The organism is Roseovarius sp. MMSF_3281, assembly GCF_030733685.1.
GTDB lineage: Bacteria > Pseudomonadota > Alphaproteobacteria > Rhodobacterales > Rhodobacteraceae > Roseovarius.
In genome coordinates this window covers 37,356-57,850 of sequence record NZ_JASHIM010000021.1, presented here as the reverse complement: position 1 = coordinate 57,850, position 20,495 = coordinate 37,356, and the positions used below count along the sequence as shown (strand labels likewise).

Genomic DNA, 20,495 nt, shown 5'->3' with positions numbered 1-20,495 from the left:
TGCATGACATTGAAATTCATGGCCTTTCGGCCAAACCGCATCCGGAAGGCCGGGCGCGGAACGGGACAACTCTAACCACTTGGAGACGGATTAAATGATCTCTCGTCGCGATTTTCTTCAGGTCAGCATGGCGGCCTCGGCGCTTTACGGCGCCAGTGGCTTTGGCAACTGGGCGAAACTGGCAGCACAACAGGCCCTGACCCAGGATCAGCTTTTGGATTTTGACACTTTCGGCAACGTGAGCCTGATCCACGTCACCGATATTCACGCCCAGCTGAAGCCGATTTATTTCCGCGAGCCGGAGATCAACATCGGTGTGGGGGGCAACAAGGGCGAGGTGCCGCATGTGACCGGCGCCGATTACCGCAAGCTTTACGGCATCGAGGATGGCAGCCCGAGCCATTACGCCCTGACATACAATGATTTCGCGGCGCTTGGGAAAGAATACGGCAAAGTCGGCGGCCTTGACCGTGTGGCGACGGTCGTCAAGTCGATCCGCGCGGCCCGGCCCGATGCCCTGCTGCTGGATGGTGGCGATACTTGGCACGGATCCTACACCTGCTATCAGACCGAAGGCCAGGACATGGTCAACGTGATGAACGCGCTGAAGCCGGATGCGATGACCTTCCACTGGGAATTCACGCTGGGCCAGGACCGGGTGCGCGAACTGGTTGAAGGCTTGCCTTATGATGCACTGGGCCAGAACATTTTCGACGCCATGTGGGACGAGCCCGCCGCCGAGTTCAAACCCTACGAGTTTTACGAGCGGGGCGGCGTCAAGATCGCCGTGATCGGTCAGGCCTTCCCCTATATGCCGATTGCCAACCCCGGCTGGATGTTCCCCGATTACAGTTTCGGTATTCGCGACGAGAACATGCAGGCCATGGTGGACGAGGTGCGCGACCAGGGCGCGGAACTGGTTGTTTGCCTGAGCCACAACGGTTTCGACGTCGACAAGAAGATGGCCAGCGTCGTCAAGGGGATCGACGTGATCCTGACCGGTCACACCCATGATGCATTGCCGGAGCCGGTTCTGGTGGGCGATACCATCCTGATTGCCAGCGGATCGAACGGCAAATTCGTCAGCCGCGTGGATCTGGATGTGCGCGATGGCCGGATGATGGGGTTCCGCCACAAGCTGATCCCGATTTTCTCGGACGTGATCGAACCCGATGCCGATATGGCGGCCCTGATTGATGAACAGCGCGCACCGTTCAAGGCCGAGTTGGAAGAGGTGATCGGGGAAACCGATGATCTGCTTTATCGCCGTGGCAACTTCAACGGATCGTGGGACGACCTGATTTGCGATGCGCTGATTTCCGAGCGTGAGGCGGATATTGCCATGAGCCCCGGCGTGCGTTGGGGGCCGAGCATCCTGCCCGGTCAGCCGATCACCCGCGAGGATATCTGGAACGTGACCTCGATGTCCTATGGCGAGGCGTACCGCAGCGAGATGACCGGCGAGTTCATCAAGGTGATCCTTGAGGATGTGGCCGACAACATCTTTAACCCCGATCCCTATTACCAGCAGGGCGGTGACATGGTGCGCATCGGCGGCATGGGCTATTCCATCGACATCAGCAAACCGCAGGGTGAGCGAATTTCCGACATGACCCTCCTGAGCACCGGCGAGGCGATCGACCCGGCCCGGAATTACGTGGTCGCGGGCTGGGCCAGCGTCAACGAGGGCACCGAGGGGCCGAAGATTTGGGACGTGGTGGAAAGCCACATCCGCAAACAGGGCACCGTTAAACTGGAGCCGAACAACAGCGTTAAAGTCAGCGGCGTGTAAGCGCGCCGCGACGCTTTGACAGATACCCTGTTTTCATCATATTCATGTAGATGAATTTGATGTTGGAAGAGGAGGCTTAGGACAAAGATGACAGCCGACAAGAAATCAAACGGGGCTTCGCGCCGGGCGTTCCTGAAGGGCGCCGTGGCGGCCGGGGGTGCCGTGGCGGGGGCAGGCATGGCCCGCGCGGCCGGAGAGCCCGAACCGCTTATCACCGAGGTGCAGGAATGGGCCAGCGGCTTTGGCGAGGGCGTGGATGCCACGCCCTATGGCCTGCCCATTCGGTTCGAGGACGATGTGGTGCGCCGCAACGTCGAGTGGCTGACCGCCGATACGATCAGTTCGATCAACTTCACCCCGATCCATGCGCTGGACGGTACGATCACGCCGCAGGGCTGCGCCTTTGAGCGTCACCACTCGGGCGCGATCGAGTTGAAGAAAGAAGATTATCGCCTGATGATCAATGGTTTGGTCGATAAGCCGCTGATTTTCAATTATGCCGACCTGGAGCGTTTCCCGCGCGAAAACCACGTGTATTTCTGCGAATGTGCGGCGAACACGGGCATGGAATGGGCCGGGGCGCAGCTCAATGGCGCGCAGTTCACCCATGGCATGATCCACAACATGGAATATTCCGGCGTGCCGCTGCGCACCCTGTTGGAAGAGGCCGGTTTGGACCCCGCGGGCGACCTCAAGGACAAGTGGGTTTACGTGGAAGGGGCCGATGCCTCGTCGAACGGGCGGTCTATCCCGATGGACAAAGCGCTGGACGATGTTCTGGTCGCCTTCAAGGCCAACGGCGAGGCCCTGCGCAAAGAGCATGGGTACCCTGTGCGCCTGGTTGTTCCCGGTTGGGAAGGCAACATGTGGGTCAAGTGGCTGCGCCGTGTCGAGGTGACGGATGGCCCCGTGGAAAGCCGCGAGGAAACATCGAAGTACACCGATACGCTGGCCGATGGTACAAGCCGCAAGTGGACCTGGGAAATGGACGCCAAGTCGGTTGTCACCAGCCCCAGCCCGCAATCGCCCATCACCCATGGCGCAGGCCCGCTGGTTATCACCGGGCTGGCATGGTCGGGGCGTGGCGCGATCACCCGGGTCGATGTCTCGACCGATGGCGGCATGAACTGGCAACAGGCGCGTCTGGCCAAGGAAGGCGAGAGCAAGGCCCTGAGCCGGTTCTATTTGGACATCGACTGGGACGGCAGCGAGATGCTGCTGCAAAGCCGGGCGCATGACGACACGGGTTACGTTCAGCCGACCAAGACGCAGCTGCGCGAGGTGCGCGGCGAGAACTCGATCTATCACAACAACTGCATCCAGACTTGGTGGGTGAAAGAAAGCGGAGAGGCGGAAAATGTCGAAGTCTCTTAAACTTTACGGTGGCACGGCGTTGGGCGCGGCGGCGCTTTTGGCGGTGGCCTTCAACTTTGCCGATCGCAACATCACCCCGCTGCCCGAGCGCGCGGACAGGATGGGCGAGGCGCCTTCGAACCCCGATCTGGGCTTTATCGCCATGGCGCGCGCCGCAAGCGAGCCGCACGGCAACTATAACCTTGGCCGGATGGCCCTGCCGGAAGAGATCGCGGCATGGGATCTGGATGTCATGCCCGATGGCACCGGGTTGCCGGAAGGGTCGGGCGATGTCTGGACCGGCGAGGAAGTCTTCATCGAGAAATGCGCCGTCTGTCACGGCGATTTCGCCGAAGGCGTGGGCAACTGGCCCAGCCTTGCAGGCGGTGATGGCACCTTGGCGGACAAGGACCCGGTCAAAACGGTTGGCAGTTACTGGCCCTATCTGTCGACGGTTTGGGACTATGTGCATCGCTCGATGCCCTTCGGCGCGGCGCAGACCCTGACCGTGGATGAGACCTATGCCATCACGGCCTATATCCTTTATTCCAACTACCTTGTCGAAGACGACTTCGTCTTGTCGAACGAGACCTTCCTCGACGTGGAAATGCCCAATGCCGACGGGTTCATCGTGGATGACCGCGAAGAGGCCGAGGCGCATTTCTGGAATACCGAGGCCTGCATGTCGGACTGTAAGGACAGCGTGGAAATCACCATGCGCGCCGCAGTTCTGGACGTGACGCCGGAGGAAGAGGAAGACGCCGCGGCCGAGCCTGCCGCCGCCGAAGAGGTGGACACGGCCGCCGCCGAGACCGAGGAGGCCGCCGCAGAGCCAGCGGCGGAAGAAACCGCCGCGCTGGACCCTGAACTGGTTGCTGCCGGTGAAAAGGTCTTCCGTCAGTGCAAGGCCTGTCACCAAGTGGGCGATGGCGCGAAGAACCGCGTCGGCCCGCAGTTGAACGGCGTCATGGGCCGGACCATCGGCGGTGTCGAGGACTTCCGGTATTCGAAAACCATGGCCGCCATGGGCGAGGAGGGGCAAGTTTGGAACGAAGAGTCCATGGCCGCCTTCCTTGCCGATCCGCGTGGCTATGTGAAGGGCACCAAGATGTCCTTCCGTGGTCTGCGCAAGGACGATGATATCGCGGCAATGACCGAGTATCTGAAGTCGTTCTCGGACTAAGATTATCAAGCGGGGCCGGGTCGAACCGGCCCCGTTTTTTCTTTGACTGGTTGCATTTGCGTGCCATCATTCAAGCATGAGCTTTGGGAGGAGCGTTCATGCCGAAACGCGCGGTTGGTGCGGTGGCCCTGACGATGGGGTTGTTGGCATCACAGGCCCTTTGGGCGGATGAGATCGGCGATGCCGAGCGGGGCAAAAAGGTTTTTGCCAAATGTTCGGGCTGTCACCAAGTGGGCACAGGCGCCGAAAATGGCATTGGCCCGCATCTGAACGGGATTTTCGGGCGCAAGGCGGCCTCGGTCGCGGATGGTTACCGGTATTCGAAAGGGTTGGAGCGGGCCGGGGCCGATGGGTTGGAATGGCACCTTGAGACCCTTGATGCCTATCTTGAAAACCCCAAAGCCTTGGTCAGTGGCACCCGGATGAGTTTTCGCGGCTTGAAAAAGCCGCAGGACCGGGCCGATGTTCTGGCCTATTTGCGGATTTATTCGGACGATCCGGCCAACATCCCCGAGGCGGACCCCACGGCGATTGCGCCAGAGGTGGATTTGCCGCCCGAGATACTCGCCATGGTGGGGGACCCGGAGTATGGCGAATACCTGTCCAGTGAATGCAAGACCTGCCATCAGGCCGATGGCAATGATGATGGCATTCCATCCATAACCAATTGGCCGACGGAAGATTTCGTGGTGGCCATGCATGCCTATAAGCAAAAGCTGCGGCCGCATCCGGTGATGCAGATGATGGCCGGGCGATTGAGCGATGAGGAGATCGCGGCGCTGGCCGCCTATTTTGAGAATATCGAATAACTTGCCGGATCATACCGGCGCAACCGGGAGGAAATACCATGACCCTTAACAGACGAGTCTTTATCGGCACGGGTGTCGCGGCTGCGGCGGCGCTGTCGGCTCCGATGGTACGCGGCCAAGGTAAGCCGCGTGTCGTCGTGGTTGGCGGCGGGGCAGGCGGGGCAACCGCGGCCCGTTATATCGCAAAGGAGAGCGACAGCGCGATCGACGTGACCTTGGTGGAACCCACACGCGCCTATTACACCTGCTTTTTCTCGAACCTTTATATCGGCGGTTTCCGCGATTTGAGCAGCATCGGCCACAGCTATGGCACCTTGGCCAGCGATTACGGCGTGAACGTGGTGCATGACTGGGCCGTGGGGATTGACCGTGATGCCAAAACGGTAAGCTTGGCCGGGGGCGCGACGCTGCCGTATGATCGCCTGATCCTGTCGCCCGGCATTGATTTCGTCGAAGGTGCGGTGCCGGGTTGGGACGTGAGCCAGCAAAACAAGATGCCCCATGCCTACAAGGCGGGCAGCCAGACCGAACTGCTCAAGGCGCAGATCGAGGCGATGCCGGAGGGTGGGCTTTATGCCATGGTGGCCCCGCCCAACCCCTACCGTTGCCCGCCGGGGCCCTATGAGCGGATCAGCATGGTGGCGCATTTGCTGAAAGAGATTAACCCCACGGCGAAAATCCTGATCGCGGACCCCAAGGCGAAGTTCTCGAAGCAGGCGCTTTTCGAAGAGGGGTGGCAGAAACATTATGGCGGTATGATCGAACGGATCGGCCCGGATTTCGGCGGCCAGAACGTGAGTGTGAACCCCGACGAGATGACCGTGGATATCGACGGCGCGATCGAGAAGGTGGATGTCTGCAATGTCATTCCGGCCCAGAAGGCGGGCAAGATTTGCGACATGGCGGAGATTACCGAAGGCAATTGGGCGCCTGTTGTCCCGGCAACCATGCAATCGCGGATGGACGAGAATATCCATGTTCTTGGCGATGCCACGAACCAGGGCGATATGCCGAAATCGGGCTATTCGGCCAATTCCCAGGCGAAGGTGGCGGCCATGGCCGTTCGTGGGGCGCTGACCGGCTCCAAGGTCTTCCCGGCGAAATTCTCGAACACCTGCTGGAGCCTGATTGACACCGATGACGGTGTGAAGGTCGGCGCGTCTTACCAGGCGACGGATGAGAAGATTGCCAAGGTGGATGGCTTCATCAGCCAGACGGGCGAGGATTCGGCCATGCGCAAGGCGACCTACGAGGAAAGCCTTGGCTGGTACTCGGGCATCACCGAGGACATGTTCGGCGCGTCTTGACCCCTGCCAATCCATGACAGGCGGCCCCCGGTGCGGATCGGGGGCCGCTTTTTTGTGCAATATCGATTTTTCGAAGTTTCCTATTAGGAATAATACATTCTTAATATTGAGGTCACTTGCGACTCGGGCTAGCGTTTTCAGCACAGGATTATGGAGGCGTCGATGTGTGGAATCGTCGGATTGTTTTTGAAGGATAAAGCGCTTGAGCCGCGCTTGGGTGAGATGCTGAGCGAGATGCTGATCACCATGACGGATCGTGGCCCCGACAGCGCGGGGATTGCCGTTTATTCCCAAGATCGGGAGGGGCGGGCCAAGTTGACCGTGCAGGCCGATGACCCCGGCCGGTTCGCCGGGTTGGGCGATGAGATGGCCAAGGTGCTTGGCAGTGATGTGACCGTGCGGATCAAGGATACCCACGCGGTGATCGACCTGCCCGACGCCAAGATGGCCGAGGCGCGTGCCGCCCTCAAAGAATTGCGCCCCGATGCGCGGGTGATGAGCGCGGGGGAGGCGATCGAGATCTACAAGGAGGTGGGCCTGCCCGGCGATGTGGCCAATCGGTTCGATATTCCGCATTTGGCGGGCAGCCACGGCATCGGTCACACGCGGATGGCGACCGAGTCGGCGGTGACGACACTGGGCGCGCATCCGTTTTCCACCGGGGCCGATCAGTGCCTTGTGCACAATGGATCGCTTTCCAACCACAACTCCCTGCGGCGGCAGTTGGCGCGCGAAGGGGTCAGCGTGGAAACCGAGAACGATTCCGAGGTGGCCGCGGCCTATCTGACATGGAAGATGCAGCAGGGGCATAGCCTTGGCGAGGCGCTGGAATCGGGGTTGGAGGATCTGGACGGTTTCTTCACCTTTGTCGTCGGCACCAAGGATGGCTTCGGCGTGGTGCGCGACCCGATTGCCTGCAAGCCTGCGGTGATGGCCGAGACCGACCAATATGTGGCCTTTGGCAGCGAATACCGCGCGCTGGTGAACCTGCCCGGGATCGAAGAGGCCCGCGTATGGGAGCCGGAACCCGCAACCGTTTACTTCTGGAAGCACTGATATGCAGACATTCGATTTGGAAGCCAATGGCCTGCGGGCCTTGAACGCCGCGCTTCAGGCGCAAAGCGAGCAGACCAATGAAACCGCTTGGCAGGTGGTCAACCCGCGCGGCAGCCATGCGATTGCCGTGGGGCTGGACGCGCCGATTGACGTGACGGTCAAGGGGTCGACCGGGTATTACTGCGCGGGCATGAACAAGCAGGCCAGCATTACCGTGGATGGTAGTGCCGGCCCGGGCGTGGCCGAAAACATGATGAGCGGCACCGTGATCGTCGAGGGCGACGCCAGCCAATATGCCGGGGCCACGGGCCATGGTGGTTTGCTGGTCATCAAGGGCAACGCCAGTTCGCGCTGCGGGATTTCCATGAAGGGGATCGACATCGTGGTGCAGGGCAACGTCGGCCATATGTCGGCCTTCATGGCGCAAAAGGGAAACCTTGTGGTCTGTGGCGATGCGGGCGATGCGCTTGGCGACTCGGTCTACGAGGCGCGGCTTTTCGTGCGGGGCGAGGTGAAAAGCCTTGGGGCCGATTGCATCGAGAAAGAGATGCGGCCCGAGCATCTGGAAATCCTGCGCGACTTGCTGGAGCGGTCAGGGATTGACGCCAAGCCGGAAGAGTTCAGGCGCTATGGCTCGGCCCGGAAGCTGTACAATTTCAACATCGACAACGCGTATTGAGGGGAATCGATATGGCAGACGATCAAAAACACGCGATTCCGCAAACAGTGCCAACGCAGTCGGCCACCTTCAGCCCGCAGGTCAACGCCGAGATTCGGCGCGCGGCGGCGACGGGGATTTACGACATTCGCGGTGGCGGGGCGAAACGGCGGGTGCCGCATTTCGACGACCTGCTGTTCCTGGGTGCTTCGATGAGCCGGTATCCGTTGGAGGGATATCGCGAGCGGTGCGATACCAACGTGGTGCTTGGCACGCGTTTTGCCAAGAAACCCATCGAGTTGGATATTCCGATCACCATCGCGGGCATGTCCTTTGGCGCATTGTCGGCACAGGCCAAGGAGGCGCTTGGGCGCGGGGCGTCCATGGCGGGCACTTCGACCACCACGGGCGATGGCGGCATGACGACGGAAGAGAGGGGCCAGTCGAAAACGCTGGTCTATCAATACCTGCCGTCGCGCTATGGCATGAACCCCGACGATTTGCGCAAGGCGGATGCGATCGAGGTGGTCGTGGGACAGGGCGCCAAGCCCGGTGGCGGCGGGATGCTTCTGGGCCAGAAGATTTCCGACCGCGTGGCCGAGATGCGCGATTTGCCCAAGGGGATCGATCAGCGCAGCGCCTGTCGGCATCCCGATTGGACGGGGCCGGATGACCTTGAGATCAAGATTTTGGAACTGCGCGAAATCACCGGCTGGGAAAAGCCGATTTACATCAAGGTGGGCGGTGCGCGGCCCTATTTCGACACCACGCTGGCGGTGAAAGCGGGCGCGGATGTTGTGGTGCTGGACGGGATGCAGGGCGGTACGGCGGCGACGCAGGACGTGTTCATCGAACATGTGGGGCAGCCCACGCTGGCCTGTATCCGCGATGCGGTGCGCGCGCTGCAGGATCAGAACATGCACCGCAAAGTGCAGTTGATCGTTTCGGGCGGTATCCGTTCGGGTGCGGATGTGGCCAAGGCCCTGGCGCTTGGCGCCGATGCGGTAAGCATCGGCACGGCGGCCATGGTCGCCCTTGGCGACAATGACCCCAAGTGGGAGGCCGAGTATCGGGAAATGGGCACCACCGCAGGGGCCTATGACGATTGGCACGAAGGGCGCGACCCGGCGGGGATTTCCACGCAGGACCCGGAGCTTTCCAAGCGGCTGGACCCGGTCGAGGCGGGCCGCCGGTTGAACAATTACCTCAAGGTGATGGCGCTGGAGGCGCAGACCTTGGCGCGGGCCTGCGGCAAGAACCATGTGCAGCATCTGGAGCCCGAGGATCTGGTGGCCCTGACGATGGAGGCGGCGGCGATGGCGCAGGTGCCGCTTGCGGGGACCAACTGGTACCCCGGCAAGCCGGGCACGCAGTTTTAACGGCAAGACAATCGGACGGGGCGGCCAAGGGCTGCCCCGATTTCCTAACAACAGGGACGTAAACAAACGAAAGGGACAATAAGACCATGACGACAGATCTGGCATCCTTTGCCGCCGAGCGCGGCGTCAAGTATTTCATGATTTCCTTTACTGACCTCTTCGGGGGGCAGCGGGCCAAGCTGGTTCCGGCGCAGGCCATTGCCGATATGCAGGAAGACGGCGCGGGGTTTGCCGGGTTTGCCACGTGGCTGGATATGACACCGGCGCATCCCGATATGCTGGCCGTTCCGGACCCCGATAGCGTGATCCAACTTCCGTGGAAGCCCGAGGTGGCATGGGTGGCCGCCAACCCCGTGATGGAAGGCGAGGACGTGGCCCAAGCCCCGCGCAACGTGCTGCGGCGCCTGATCGACGAGGCGGCAAGCGAAGGCATGCATGTGAAAACCGGGGTCGAGGCGGAGTATTTCCTGTTGACCCCCGATGGCACGCAGCTAAGCGATGAATTCGATACCGCCGAGAAACCCTGTTACGACCAACAGGCGGTGATGCGCCGCTATGACGTGGTGCGCGAGATTTGCGACTACATGCTCGAACTGGGGTGGGGGCCGTATCAGAACGACCATGAGGATGCCAACGGCCAGTTCGAGATGAACTGGGAGTTTGCCGATGCGCTTGTCACCGCCGACCGGCATTCGTTTTTCAAGTTCATGACCAAGTCGGTGGCCGAAAGGCACGGCTTCCGCGCGACATTCATGCCCAAGCCGATCGAGGGGCTGACGGGCAACGGGTGTCATGCGCATATCTCGGTTTGGGATGGGGCCGGGGAGGACGCCAAGACCAACATTTTCGCCACCGAAGCCAGCAGTGGCAGCCCGACGGCGGAACTGGGCCTGTCGGAGCAGGGGGCGCATTTCCTTGGCGGGATCATGAAACACGCCAGCGCCTTGGCGGCGATCACCAACCCGACGGTCAACAGCTATAAGCGGATCAATGCGCCGCGCACCACCTCGGGGGCGACATGGGCACCCAACACGGTGACATGGACGGGCAACAACCGGACCCACATGGTGCGGGTGCCGGGGCCGGGGCGGTTTGAGCTGCGCCTGCCGGACGGGGCGGCAAACCCCTATCTGCTTCAGGCGGTGATCATCGCGGCGGGGCTTTCGGGCGTGCGCGCGCAGGCCGATCCGGGCAAACGCTATGATATTGATATGTATGCCGAAGGTCACAAGGTGCGCGGCGCGCCGAAACTGCCGCTCAATATGCTGGATGCGCTGCGTATGTATGACAAGGACAAGGAACTCAAGGCGATGATGGGCGATGAGTTTTCGAAGGCCTATCTGAACATGAAGCGCAAGGAGTGGGACAGTTTCGTGTCGCATTTCAGCCGGTGGGAAAAGGAGCACACGCTGGATATCTGATGCCTTGAAAACGACAAAGGCCCCAAGCCGTGCTTGGGGCCTTTTGACTAAGGGTACCGTGTCGGAGGAACAGGCCGTTCAATCGCCTTTTGCTTTGCCGTCCACCTCGTCGGCCAGAGCCTCGGCCCGGGCGGCGATTTCCGCGAGGCTGTCGGTGACATCCGTTGGCACCACGGGCACCTCGATGGTTTTCGGTTCGGGCGTGGGGGCGTTGCGCAGTTGCTCCAGTTCGGCCTCTTTCTCGGCCATGCGATCTTCCATCGCTTTCAGTTTGTCCTGCACGCCGGCGGTTTTATCGGCCAGCATGAGGCCGGCCATCAAGAGCATCCGTGCCTCGGGGATACGGCCGATCTGGGCGGCGAGAACCGAGGCTTCTTCGTCCAGCATCTTGGCGGCGGAATGCAGGTAGTGTTCTTCGCCTTCCTGGCAGGCGACATCGAAGGTCCGGCCACCAATTTCAATTTGCACTTCGGGCATCAGGCATCCTCCGGTTGGGTGGTGTCATCGGCGGTATCGCCGCCCGCGGCGCGCTGCAGGATCACCTCCATTTCAGAGAGGATCGCGTCGGCCTCGGATTTGTCGGCGGCGCGGCTGGCGCGCAGGCCTTCAAGCTCGGCCAGCATCGCCTTGTTGATCAAATGCGCCTCGCCCACGCCTTCGGCGTTGGCCTCGCGCAGGGCGGTGTTGTTATCACGAAGCTGCTGGTTGGCCTGGCGCAGGGATTGCAGGGATTTGTCCATATCCGTGAGCTTTTCGGCGCTGTCGGATTGGGCGGCATCGCGGGCCGCTTCGGCCTCGGAGAGGGAAGCCTTGAGTTTCTTGATGCGTTCTTCAAGCTGTGCGTTGGCGAGCTTTTCTTCTTCAAGCTGCTGACGGAGGGTGTCAATTTCTCCATCCTCGGCGGGTTTGGCCATCCCGTCCAGCCCTTGGCCGATGCGGTCAAGCGCTGCGGTAATTCGGCGCTGCAACTCGGGTATATCGCTCATGTCCTGACCCCTTGGGTTGGTGTTTTACGCGGCGGCCGCGAATCGCCTGAACGCGATTTTGTGGTTAAGTCTAATGCCTTCTGGCGAAAACCTGAAACAGCGCATTAAGAAGGGCCGGTTTGGCCTTGTCGGCGGGCGTGGCAAGCCCTTGCGGGCTTTTCCCGCGCAGGGGCGTTGCGGCGCGGTGTAATGCTTGATCTTTGCCTCGCGCCTGATATGCAGCGGGCAAGATGAACCTTTGCAAGGATGACCCCGTGGATATTGCTGCCCTGCGCTCTGCCGACCCCGACCATTGGATGAAAGCCGCCGCTATTCGTGCCCTGACGCTGGATGCGGTCGCGGCTGCGAATTCGGGCCATTCCGGTATGCCCATGGGCATGGCCGATGTGGCGACGGTCCTGTTCGAAAAGCATTTGAAATTCGATGCCGCCAACCCCGAGTGGCCGGATCGCGACCGGTTTATCCTGTCGGCGGGCCATGGCTCGATGCTGCTCTATTCGCTGCTGTATCTGACAGGGAACCCGGATATCACGCTGGAGGAAGTGAAGAACTTCCGCCAGTGGGGCGCCAAGACGGCGGGCCACCCGGAGAATTTCCTTGCGCGCGGGATCGAGACCACGACCGGCCCGCTGGGGCAGGGGATTTCCAATGCCGTGGGCTTTGCCATGGCCGAGGAGATGCTGCGCGCGCGCTTTGGCAAGAAACTGGTGGATCACCATACCTATGTGATCGCCGGTGACGGCTGCCTGATGGAAGGTGTGAGCCAAGAGGCCATCGGTTTGGCCGGGCGGCACAATCTGGGCAAGTTGATCGTGCTGTGGGACAACAACAACATCACCATCGACGGCAAGGTCGATCTGGCCGACCGCACCGACCAGGTGAAGCGCTTCCGCGCCAGCGGTTGGCAGGTGTTGGAGATCGACGGGCACGACCCCGAGGACATCGACGCGGCGCTGACCAAGGCAAAGTCGAGCAAGCGCCCGACGATGATTGCCTGCAAGACGCATATCGCCCTTGGCCATGCGGCGCAGGATACCTCGAAAGGGCATGGCGCGCTGACAGATCACGACCAACTGGTCGCGGCGAAAGAAGCCTATGGCTGGTCCTATGGGCCGTTCGAAGTGCCGGGTGAGATCAAGCAAGCATGGGAATCCATCGGGGCACGCGGGGCCGAGGACCGGACTGCATGGGAAGGCCGCTTGGCCGAGGTGTCCGAGCGTCGGCAGGCCGAATTCGCGCGCATCTTCGCCCGCGAGGTGCCCAAGAAGCTTTCGGCGCGGATCAAGGCGCTAAAGAAACAGATCAGCGAAGAACAGCCCAAGGTCGCCACCCGCAAATCCAGCGAGATGGTTCTGGAGGTGGTCAATCCGATCATGCCGGAAACCATCGGGGGTTCGGCGGACCTGTCCGGCTCGAACAACACCCAATCGGGCGATATGACGGTTTTTGACACGGACAACCGCAAGGGCCGTTATGTGCATTGGGGTATTCGTGAGCATGGCATGGCCGCCGCGATGAACGGTATGGCCCTGCACGGCGGCATTCGCCCCTATGGTGGCACATTCATGTGCTTTACCGATTACGCGCGTCCGGCGATGCGCCTGGCGGCACTGACGAAGCAGCCGACGGTCTTTGTCATGACCCATGACAGCATCGGCCTTGGCGAAGACGGCCCGACGCACCAGCCGGTTGAGCATCTGGCGATTTCGCGGGCCACACCGAACACCATGGTGTTCCGCCCCTGCGATACCGTTGAGACCGCCGAAGCCTGGGAGATCGCGCTGAGTTCGAAAGAGACCCCATCGGTCCTGTCGCTGACCCGCCAAGGGGTCAAGACCCTGCGGACCGAGCATCGCAACAAGAACATGGTTGCCCAGGGCGCCTATGTTCTGGCCGATGCCGAGGGTAAGCGTCAGGTGATCCTGATGGCCACAGGCTCGGAAGTGGAGATCGCCATGCAGGCGCGCGAGGCGCTTCAGGCCGAAGGGATCGGCACCCGGGTGGTTTCCATGCCCTGCTGGGAATTGTTCGAGCAGCAAGACGAAAAGACCCGGCGGCAGGTTCTGCCCGGTGGCCCGGTGCGTGTCGCGGTTGAGGCCGCGGTGCGCCAAGGTTGGGATCGTTGGCTGTGCGGCGAGCGCGGGCGCGAACAGAAGGCGGGTTTCGTCGGCATGGACAGCTTCGGCGCCTCGGCCCCGGCAGGCACGCTTTACGAGAAATTCGGCATCACGGCAGAGGCCGTGACCGAGAAAGCGAAAGCCTTGCTTTGAGCCTTTGAAAGGCATTGATCACGAAAGGCTGCCGGCCCAGTTGGTCGGCGGTTTTTCTTCGGGTATGGGCCGTTGACCATGGGCGCGCAGGCGGGTCTTATGGGGCCAAATCACAGGGAGGTACAGCAATGAACATTCGATCCATTCTTTTCGGAACCGCGATCTGCGCGATGACCGCAGCGCCGGCCATGGCCGAGACACGGGTAACCTATAAATCGGCGAAATCGACCTCGTCCTATTACCAGATGGCGGTGCAGATCGCCGAGGCGATGGAAGGGGCCAGCGATGGCGAGATCAATGTCACGGTCGAGGAAAGCCAAGGCTCGGTCCAGAACGTGATGGAAGTACGGGCGCGCGGTGGCGATTACGTGTTCACCACGCCGCCGGTTCTGGTGAAGCTGGCGCAAGGCGGCAAGGCGATGTTCGAGGGCAAGGGCAACCCGGCCTTTGACGACATCCGCGCCTTGTTCCCGATCCCGTCGCTGACCATGCATTTCGTGATGAGCGAAGACAGCGGCGCGGAAACCTTCGACGATCTGAAAGGCAAGACGATCCTTCTGGGCAAGGGGAGTTTCGGCGCGCGCGAGGGCGAGAAATACCTTGGCCTTTTCGGTATCGAGGACGAGGTCGAGGTGGCCGATGTGGAATTGTCGAACGCGGTTCCCGCGCTCAAGAACGGCCAGATCGACGGGTTCGTGACCGCCGGGTCGTGGCCCGCGCCCAACGTGGTGGAGGCCGCGGCCTCCACCGGGGTCAGGGTTCTATCGCTGAGCGACGAGCAGATCACTGAGACCAAGCGCACCAAGCTGGTGATCCCGGCGGGCACCTATGCGGGGCAAGGCGAAGACATCGTGACCACCTCGCTGCCCGTGGTGGCCTATACGACCACCAAGATGGATGACGACACGGCCTATAGCCTGACCAAGACCTATTGGGAGCAGAAGGGCAAAATGGCCGAGGCCGCCAAGTGGTGGGGCGGTGTCGATGAGGGCCTGATGGGCAATATCACCGGCAAGATCCACCCCGGCGCGGTGCGCTACTATGAAGAGGCAGGCATGAGCCTGACTGACGCGCAGAAGTGAGCATCGGGTTGAACGATAGCCCCGCGCCGCAGGGTGTGGCGCGGGCATTCTGGGCCAGCTTCGCGCTGGCCTCTGTCGTCTTTCATATCGGGTTGGTGTTCTCCGGGCTTGTGCCCAATCTGATCAGCCGCCCGGTACATTTGATTTTCGTGCTGCCTTGGGTGCTGATCTGGGGGCGTCAGGGGGCGGCGCTGTGGTCGGGCGTGGCGCTTTGTGCGGTGGGTGTTGCCGCGGCGGCCTGGGTGGCCTTGAGCCATGATGCCTTGGCCGATCAATACGGGTTTCTGGAAGGCGAGGCCCAGGTCTGGATCGCTGCCGCGCTTATCGGTGTGGTGTTGGAGGCCGCGCGGCGGGCGATTGGCTGGCCCTTGCCCTTGGTGGCTTTGACGGCCTTGCTTTATGGGCTGTTCGGGCAGCATATCCCGGGCCGTTTCGGCCATTCCGGTACGCCCGTCGAAAGTTTCCTTGGGACGTTGACCATTGCCGAAGGCGGGCTTTGGGGTACGTTGACCGCCGTGTCGGTCAATGTCGTGGCGATCTTCGTCATTTTCGGCGCGGTGCTGAACGCGGGCGAGGCCGGGCAGGGCTTCATGAACCTGGCCTCGGCGGCGGCGGGGCGTTTGCGCGGCGGGGCAGCCAAGGTTTCGGTCCTTTCATCGGCGCTTTTCGGGTCGATCTCGGGGTCGGCCTCGGCCAATGTGGCCTCGACCGGGGCGATTACCCTGCCAGCGATGGAGGGCCTGGGATATCCCAAGCGGATTGCCGCGGCGGTGGAAGCGGTGGCCAGTTCCGGCGGCCAGATCATGCCACCGCTGATGGGGGCAGGGGCCTTTGTCATGGTGGAGCTGACGGGGGTGCCTTACACCGGAATCATGGCTGCCGCGGCCTTGCCGGCGCTTTTGTATTTCTGGGCGGTCTGGATCGGGATCGACGGCTATGCCCGGCGCTTCGACCTGCGCGGTCTGGCAAAGGAAGACCGGCCCGAGGTGCGGGCGGTCTTGGTGACTTCTGCCTTCTTCCTTGTGCCCTTTGGCGTGCTGCTGTGGGGGATGTTCGGATTGCGCGTCACGCCGCAATATGCGGCCTGTCTGGCGATCATGGTCTCGGCGGTCCTGTTGTTGACCGGCGCGGACCTGCGGGTTGACCTGACGCGCGCCGTGGCCCGGGTGGAAACGGCCCTGATGGCCGCCGGACGACAGGTGGCGCTGATCGGGTCGATCATCTTCTGTGCGTCGCTTGTCATTGGTGTGCTGGGGGTTACCGGGCTGGGTGTGAAAATCACCTCGCTGATCCTTTCGGTTTCGGGCGGGATGCTTTGGCCCTCGCTTCTGCTGACGGCCTTTGCCTGCCTCGTGCTGGGGATGGAAGTGCCCACCACGGCGGCCTACGTGATCTGTGTGTCGGTGGCCGGGCCCGCCCTGATCGAACTGGGCCTCGAGCCTTTGCAGGCACATCTTTTCGTTTTCTGGTACGCGCTGCTCTCAACCATCACCCCGCCGGTCTGCGGCGCGGTCTTTATCGCTTCGGGCATGATCGGGGAAAATTGGCTGCGGGTGGCGATCACGGCCATGGCGCTTGGCGTGGGGCTCTACCTTATCCCGCTGGGTATGGTGGCCAACCCGGATGTGATCGGCCTTGCCACAGGCATCGGACCGGCCATCCTTGCCGCGCTCAAGATCGGCCTTGGCCTTGCGCTGATCAGCTGGGCCTTGGTGCGCAAAAAAGCGGCCCCGCTTCGCGGTGCCGCCCTTGCCTTGGGGCTGGGGGCCATCCTCTGGCCCCTCTAAGCCCTTCTTCTTTTGACAAGTATCCTGGGGTGAGGCCGCAGGCCGAGGGGCAAAGCCCCTCATCTGGCGCGCATCAGCGCGCTTAACCTGCCGCGCCGCAGGCGCGTCCTCTGGATTACGCGTTGGCTTCGCGGATCTTCTCGGCGGCGTCCTTGTCAAAGGTGACACCGTTCTGGTCGAACATCTGGTCCAACTCGCCCGAGAGGGTCATCTCGGTGATGATATCGCAGCCGCCGACGAATTCGCCCTTGATGTAAAGTTGCGGGATCGTGGGCCAGTCGGAGTAATCCTTGATGCCTTGCCGGATCGCCTCGTCGGCCAGCACGTTCACATCCTTGAACTCCACCCCCATGTAATTCAGCACCCCCGCCACGCGCGAGGAGAAACCGCATTGCGGCATATCCTTGGTGCCTTTCATGTAAAGCACCACGTCGTTGGATTTTACGGTTTCGTCGATCTGGGTTTTCGCGTCACTCATGGCAACCTCATTTTGTCTCGTCGTTTGTGTCGTCGTCATTGACGGGCGGTTCGTAGCTTGGGGCGGTCTCGTCGATGTCATAGGCCCCGCGCTTGTTCTTCGAAGGCCCGAACCGCCGCCAGCGTTGGTATTCCTTGTACGAGGCCCAGACGAACATGATCACGAATGGCACAAGCACAAGCATGATCGCCGGGTGCAGGGTGAAAAGAGCGTGGCCTTCGGCACCGAATGGGGAATTCTGCATCCTGCGTGGCTCCTCGGTCTTTGCCTTCGGGCCGACTAGTCGGGGGCCTTTGTCGTCAGGGCCAAGGCGTGAAGGTCGCCCGATGGGCCGTCCATTTTACCCTTGAGGGCCGCGTAAACCGCGCGTTGTTGTTGCACGCGGTTCATGCCCTTGAAGGAGGCGTCGATCACTTCGGCGGCGTAGTGGTTTCCGTCGCCTGCCAGATCCGTGATCGTGATCTGGGCGTCGGGAAAGCTCGTGCGGATCAGATCCTCGATTTCCTGCGCTTGAATGGGCATGCGGCGTTTCCTTTTCTTGGTCCTATGCAAAAATGTAGACCCGGTCAGGGGGTGTTGCAAGGGATGGCGCGCGCCGGTGGGGCGCGCGCGTGATCTGTCAGGCGAAGGTCTCGCCGAAGGTATTGCGATAGATGGTCGACAGTTCGGAAAGGGGCGCTTCGGAGGTGCCGAACTTCACCGTATCGCCGGTGAACTTGCCAACGCTCTGGATCGGCACGCCCGCGCGGCCGGCCGCGATCATCAGCGCCTCGGCCTGGTCAAAGTTGCAGGCCACGAGGTACCGCGCCTGATCTTCGCCGAAGAGGGTGGGGGTCTCGTCGCTGTCGAGTTGCACGCCCACGCCCGCGGCCTCGGCCATCTCGAAGGCTGCAAGGGCCAGTCCGCCATCCGACAGGTCGGTGCAGGCCTTGATCAGCGCGTGGTTGTCGCGGATGAAGTCGCCGTTGCGTTTCTCGGCCTCAAGGTCCACGGCGGGCGCGTCGCCTTCGATGCGGTTATAGACCTCGGCCAGGATGGCGGATTGACCAAGGTGGCCGGTGGCCTCACCGATGAGGATGGCGACATGGCCGTCGCGCACCTCGCCGCCAATGGCCTTGTCGGCGTGGTCGATCAGGCCAACGGCCCCGATGGTGGGGGTGGGCAGGATCGCCTGACCGTCGGTTTCGTTATAAAGCGAGACATTGCCCGACACGATCGGCATATCCAGCGCCGAAACCGCTTGGCCAATACCCTTGATGGCACCGACGAACTGGCCCATGATCTCGGGCTTTTCGGGGTTGCCGAAGTTCATGTTGTCGGTGGTTGCAAGGGGGCGCGCGCCAAGGGCGGTGAGGTTACGATAGGCCTCGGCCACGGCCTGTTTGCCGCCCTCGACGGGGTTGGCCTTGACGTAGCGGGGCGTCACATCCGAGGTGAAGGCTAGCAGCTTGTCGGTGCCATGCACGCGGATAAGGCCCGCGCCAATCCCGGGGCCGCGGGCGGTGTCGGCCATGACCATGGTGTCGTATTGTTCATAGACCCATTGCCGCGAGCAGTAGTTGGGCGAGCCGATCAGCGCCTTGAGCCCGTCGATGGGATCGACGCCCGGCACGCTGTCGGAGTCAAGCGCCTCGGCGGGCTGGGGGGCTTCCCAAGGGCGGTCGTATTCCGGCGCGCTGCCCGAAAGGGTGGCCAGCGGCAGATCGGCCTTGACCGCGTTGCCGTGCATGATCAGGAAGCGGTCTTCGGCGATGGTTTCGCCGACAATGGCAAAGTCGAGATCCCATTTTTCGAAAACGGCGCGGGCCTCGTCTTCTTTTTCCGGGCGCAGGACCATGAGCATGCGTTCCTGGCTTTCCGAAAGCATCATCTCGTAGGCGGTCATGTTCTCTTCGCGCTGCGGGACCTGATCGAGTTGCAGCTTGACGCCAAGGCCGCCCTTGTCGCCCATTTCGACGGCGGAACAGGTCAGGCCCGCCGCGCCCATATCCTGAATCGAGATCACCGCGCCGGTGGCCATCAGTTCCAGCGTGGCTTCCATCAGGCGCTTTTCGGTGAAGGGGTCGCCAACCTGCACGGTGGGGCGTTTTTCTTCGATGCTTTCATCGAATTCCGCCGAGGCCATGGTGGCCCCGCCGACGCCATCGCGGCCCGTCTTGGCCCCGAGGTACACCACCGGCATGCCGACGCCCGAGGCGGCGGAGTAGAAAATCTTGTCGGCATCCGCGAGGCCTGCGGCAAAGGCGTTCACAAGGCAGTTGCCGTTATAGGCCGCATCAAAGCGCACTTCGCCGCCCACGGTGGGCACGCCGAAGCAGTTGCCATAGCCGCCGACGCCTTCGACGACGCCATGCACAAGTTGTCGGGTTTTGGGGTGGTCCGGCTCACCGAAGGAAAGCGAGTTCATCGCCGCGATGGGGCGCGCGCCCATTGTGAAGACATCGCGCAGGATACCGCCCACGCCGGTCGCCGCGCCCTGATAGGGTTCGATGTACGACGGGTGGTTGTGGCTTTCCATCTTGAAGATCACGGCCTGACCGTCGCCGATATCCACCACGCCCGCGTTTTCGCCGGGGCCGCAGATAACCTGCGGGCCTTCGGTGGGCAGGGTGCGCAGCCATTTCTTGGAGGATTTGTAGGAACAATGTTCGTTCCACATGGCCGAGAAAATGCCCAGTTCGGTGAAGGTGGGGTCGCGGCCTATGATCTCGAGGATCATGTCGTATTCTTCGGGCTTGAGGCCATGGGCCTCGATCAGTTCGGGCGTGATTGCCGGGTCCTGCATTTTGATGGATTCCCCCAAGGTGTCCGATTGGCGCCTCTTTACGGCATGCGAAGGTCCGGGGGAAGGGGGCGATTGGCAGGCGGTGCGGGATGGTGGCGAAAAGCCTTTCGGGCGCCAAACGGCCCGGTCGGGTGGACCGGGCCGCTGAT

Annotated in this window: 18 protein-coding genes; 12 read left to right on the top strand and 6 right to left on the bottom strand. The window is 61.9% G+C overall.

Features of this window, described 5'->3' with window-relative positions; all coding sequences use genetic code 11:
- The first annotated feature begins 94 nt into the window (after positions 1–94).
- From soxB to glnT, 9 genes are all read left to right on the top strand, one after another.
- Positions 95–1,792, top strand: a complete 1,698-nt coding sequence (soxB, locus tag RBB32_RS17225) for a thiosulfohydrolase SoxB (RefSeq protein ID WP_306154484.1) — start codon at positions 95–97, stop codon at positions 1,790–1,792.
- 87 nt (positions 1,793–1,879) lie between these two features.
- The gene (gene soxC / locus RBB32_RS17220) at positions 1,880–3,166 is read left to right on the top strand and encodes a sulfite dehydrogenase (RefSeq protein WP_306154482.1); all 1,287 of its coding nucleotides are present in this window, start codon (positions 1,880–1,882) and stop codon (positions 3,164–3,166) included.
- On the top strand, positions 3,150–4,328 hold the full coding sequence (locus tag RBB32_RS17215; protein WP_306154480.1) for a c-type cytochrome: 1,179 nt from the start codon (positions 3,150–3,152) through the stop codon (positions 4,326–4,328). The genes soxC and RBB32_RS17215 overlap by 17 nt, the downstream gene beginning before the upstream one ends.
- A 98-nt stretch (positions 4,329–4,426) precedes the next feature.
- Entirely contained in the window at positions 4,427–5,137 is a 711-nt protein-coding gene (locus RBB32_RS17210) for a c-type cytochrome (protein WP_306154479.1), read from the top strand.
- Between the two features lie 38 nt (positions 5,138–5,175).
- Positions 5,176–6,444: an NAD(P)/FAD-dependent oxidoreductase gene (locus tag RBB32_RS17205; protein ID WP_306154478.1), complete on the top strand. Its 1,269-nt coding sequence runs from the start codon at positions 5,176–5,178 to the stop codon at positions 6,442–6,444.
- 162 nt (positions 6,445–6,606) lie between these two features.
- Positions 6,607–7,500 carry a glutamine amidotransferase family protein gene (locus RBB32_RS17200; protein ID WP_306154474.1) on the top strand — a complete coding sequence of 298 codons (894 nt, stop codon included), beginning with the start codon at positions 6,607–6,609 and terminating at the stop codon, positions 7,498–7,500.
- Between the two features lies 1 nt (position 7,501).
- Positions 7,502–8,179, top strand: a complete 678-nt coding sequence (locus RBB32_RS17195; protein ID WP_306154472.1) for a GXGXG domain-containing protein — start codon at positions 7,502–7,504, stop codon at positions 8,177–8,179.
- An 11-nt stretch (positions 8,180–8,190) separates the two neighbouring features.
- Positions 8,191–9,537, top strand: a complete 1,347-nt coding sequence (locus RBB32_RS17190; RefSeq protein WP_306154470.1) for an FMN-binding glutamate synthase family protein — start codon at positions 8,191–8,193, stop codon at positions 9,535–9,537.
- Between the two features lie 86 nt (positions 9,538–9,623).
- On the top strand, positions 9,624–10,958 hold the full coding sequence (gene glnT / locus RBB32_RS17185; protein ID WP_306154468.1) for a type III glutamate--ammonia ligase: 1,335 nt from the start codon (positions 9,624–9,626) through the stop codon (positions 10,956–10,958).
- 78 nt (positions 10,959–11,036) lie between these two features.
- On the opposite strand, the gene RBB32_RS17180 is transcribed toward glnT, so the two are convergent.
- Both RBB32_RS17180 and RBB32_RS17175 read right to left on the bottom strand, forming a co-directional pair.
- Positions 11,037–11,435, bottom strand: coding sequence for a cell division protein ZapA (locus RBB32_RS17180; RefSeq protein WP_306154466.1), 399 nt, complete (start codon positions 11,433–11,435; stop codon positions 11,037–11,039).
- On the bottom strand, positions 11,435–11,944 hold the full coding sequence (locus tag RBB32_RS17175; RefSeq protein ID WP_306154463.1) for a hypothetical protein: 510 nt from the start codon (positions 11,942–11,944) through the stop codon (positions 11,435–11,437). The genes RBB32_RS17180 and RBB32_RS17175 overlap by 1 nt, the downstream gene beginning before the upstream one ends.
- A gap of 254 nt (positions 11,945–12,198) precedes the next feature.
- On the opposite strand from RBB32_RS17175, the gene tkt reads away from it, so the two are divergent.
- The 3 genes from tkt (at position 12,199) to RBB32_RS17160 (ending at position 17,083) form a co-directional block, all read left to right on the top strand.
- On the top strand, positions 12,199–14,214 hold the full coding sequence (gene tkt, locus RBB32_RS17170; protein ID WP_306154461.1) for a transketolase: 2,016 nt from the start codon (positions 12,199–12,201) through the stop codon (positions 14,212–14,214).
- A gap of 128 nt (positions 14,215–14,342) precedes the next feature.
- The gene (locus tag RBB32_RS17165; protein ID WP_306154459.1) at positions 14,343–15,296 is read left to right on the top strand and encodes a TAXI family TRAP transporter solute-binding subunit; all 954 of its coding nucleotides are present in this window, start codon (positions 14,343–14,345) and stop codon (positions 15,294–15,296) included.
- Entirely contained in the window at positions 15,293–17,083 is a 1,791-nt protein-coding gene (locus tag RBB32_RS17160; RefSeq protein WP_371931081.1) for a TRAP transporter permease, read from the top strand. The genes RBB32_RS17165 and RBB32_RS17160 overlap by 4 nt, the downstream gene beginning before the upstream one ends.
- A gap of 115 nt (positions 17,084–17,198) precedes the next feature.
- On the opposite strand, the gene grxD is transcribed toward RBB32_RS17160, so the two are convergent.
- The 4 genes from grxD to purL all read right to left on the bottom strand — a co-directional run bounded on the left by grxD (position 17,199) and on the right by purL (position 20,346).
- Positions 17,199–17,561 (bottom strand): Grx4 family monothiol glutaredoxin, encoded by a 363-nt coding sequence (gene grxD / locus RBB32_RS17155; protein ID WP_306154457.1) that lies wholly within the window; start codon positions 17,559–17,561, stop codon positions 17,199–17,201.
- 7 nt (positions 17,562–17,568) lie between these two features.
- A complete protein-coding gene (locus RBB32_RS17150; RefSeq protein ID WP_306154455.1) occupies positions 17,569–17,805 on the bottom strand; it encodes a hypothetical protein in 237 nt (78 codons plus the stop codon).
- A 35-nt stretch (positions 17,806–17,840) separates the two neighbouring features.
- On the bottom strand, positions 17,841–18,083 hold the full coding sequence (locus RBB32_RS17145; RefSeq protein WP_306154453.1) for a BolA family transcriptional regulator: 243 nt from the start codon (positions 18,081–18,083) through the stop codon (positions 17,841–17,843).
- Positions 18,084–18,180: 97 nt separating this feature from the next.
- Positions 18,181–20,346, bottom strand: a complete 2,166-nt coding sequence (gene purL, locus RBB32_RS17140) for a phosphoribosylformylglycinamidine synthase subunit PurL (protein ID WP_306154451.1) — start codon at positions 20,344–20,346, stop codon at positions 18,181–18,183.
- Positions 20,347–20,495 lie beyond the last annotated feature (149 nt).

Coding starts and splice junctions, on each gene's coding strand:
- soxB (WP_306154484.1), top strand. CDS start 95: ATGATCTCTCGTCGCGATTTTCTTCAGGTCAGCATGGCGGCCTCGGCG.
- soxC (WP_306154482.1), top strand. CDS start 1,880: ATGACAGCCGACAAGAAATCAAACGGGGCTTCGCGCCGGGCGTTCCTG.
- RBB32_RS17215 (WP_306154480.1), top strand. CDS start 3,150: ATGTCGAAGTCTCTTAAACTTTACGGTGGCACGGCGTTGGGCGCGGCG.
- RBB32_RS17210 (WP_306154479.1), top strand. CDS start 4,427: ATGCCGAAACGCGCGGTTGGTGCGGTGGCCCTGACGATGGGGTTGTTG.
- RBB32_RS17205 (WP_306154478.1), top strand. CDS start 5,176: ATGACCCTTAACAGACGAGTCTTTATCGGCACGGGTGTCGCGGCTGCG.
- RBB32_RS17200 (WP_306154474.1), top strand. CDS start 6,607: ATGTGTGGAATCGTCGGATTGTTTTTGAAGGATAAAGCGCTTGAGCCG.
- RBB32_RS17195 (WP_306154472.1), top strand. CDS start 7,502: ATGCAGACATTCGATTTGGAAGCCAATGGCCTGCGGGCCTTGAACGCC.
- RBB32_RS17190 (WP_306154470.1), top strand. CDS start 8,191: ATGGCAGACGATCAAAAACACGCGATTCCGCAAACAGTGCCAACGCAG.
- glnT (WP_306154468.1), top strand. CDS start 9,624: ATGACGACAGATCTGGCATCCTTTGCCGCCGAGCGCGGCGTCAAGTAT.
- RBB32_RS17180 (WP_306154466.1), bottom strand. CDS start 11,435: ATGCCCGAAGTGCAAATTGAAATTGGTGGCCGGACCTTCGATGTCGCC.
- RBB32_RS17175 (WP_306154463.1), bottom strand. CDS start 11,944: ATGAGCGATATACCCGAGTTGCAGCGCCGAATTACCGCAGCGCTTGAC.
- RBB32_RS17165 (WP_306154459.1), top strand. CDS start 14,343: ATGAACATTCGATCCATTCTTTTCGGAACCGCGATCTGCGCGATGACC.
- grxD (WP_306154457.1), bottom strand. CDS start 17,561: ATGAGTGACGCGAAAACCCAGATCGACGAAACCGTAAAATCCAACGAC.
- RBB32_RS17150 (WP_306154455.1), bottom strand. CDS start 17,805: ATGCAGAATTCCCCATTCGGTGCCGAAGGCCACGCTCTTTTCACCCTG.
- RBB32_RS17145 (WP_306154453.1), bottom strand. CDS start 18,083: ATGCCCATTCAAGCGCAGGAAATCGAGGATCTGATCCGCACGAGCTTT.
- purL (WP_306154451.1), bottom strand. CDS start 20,346: ATGCAGGACCCGGCAATCACGCCCGAACTGATCGAGGCCCATGGCCTC.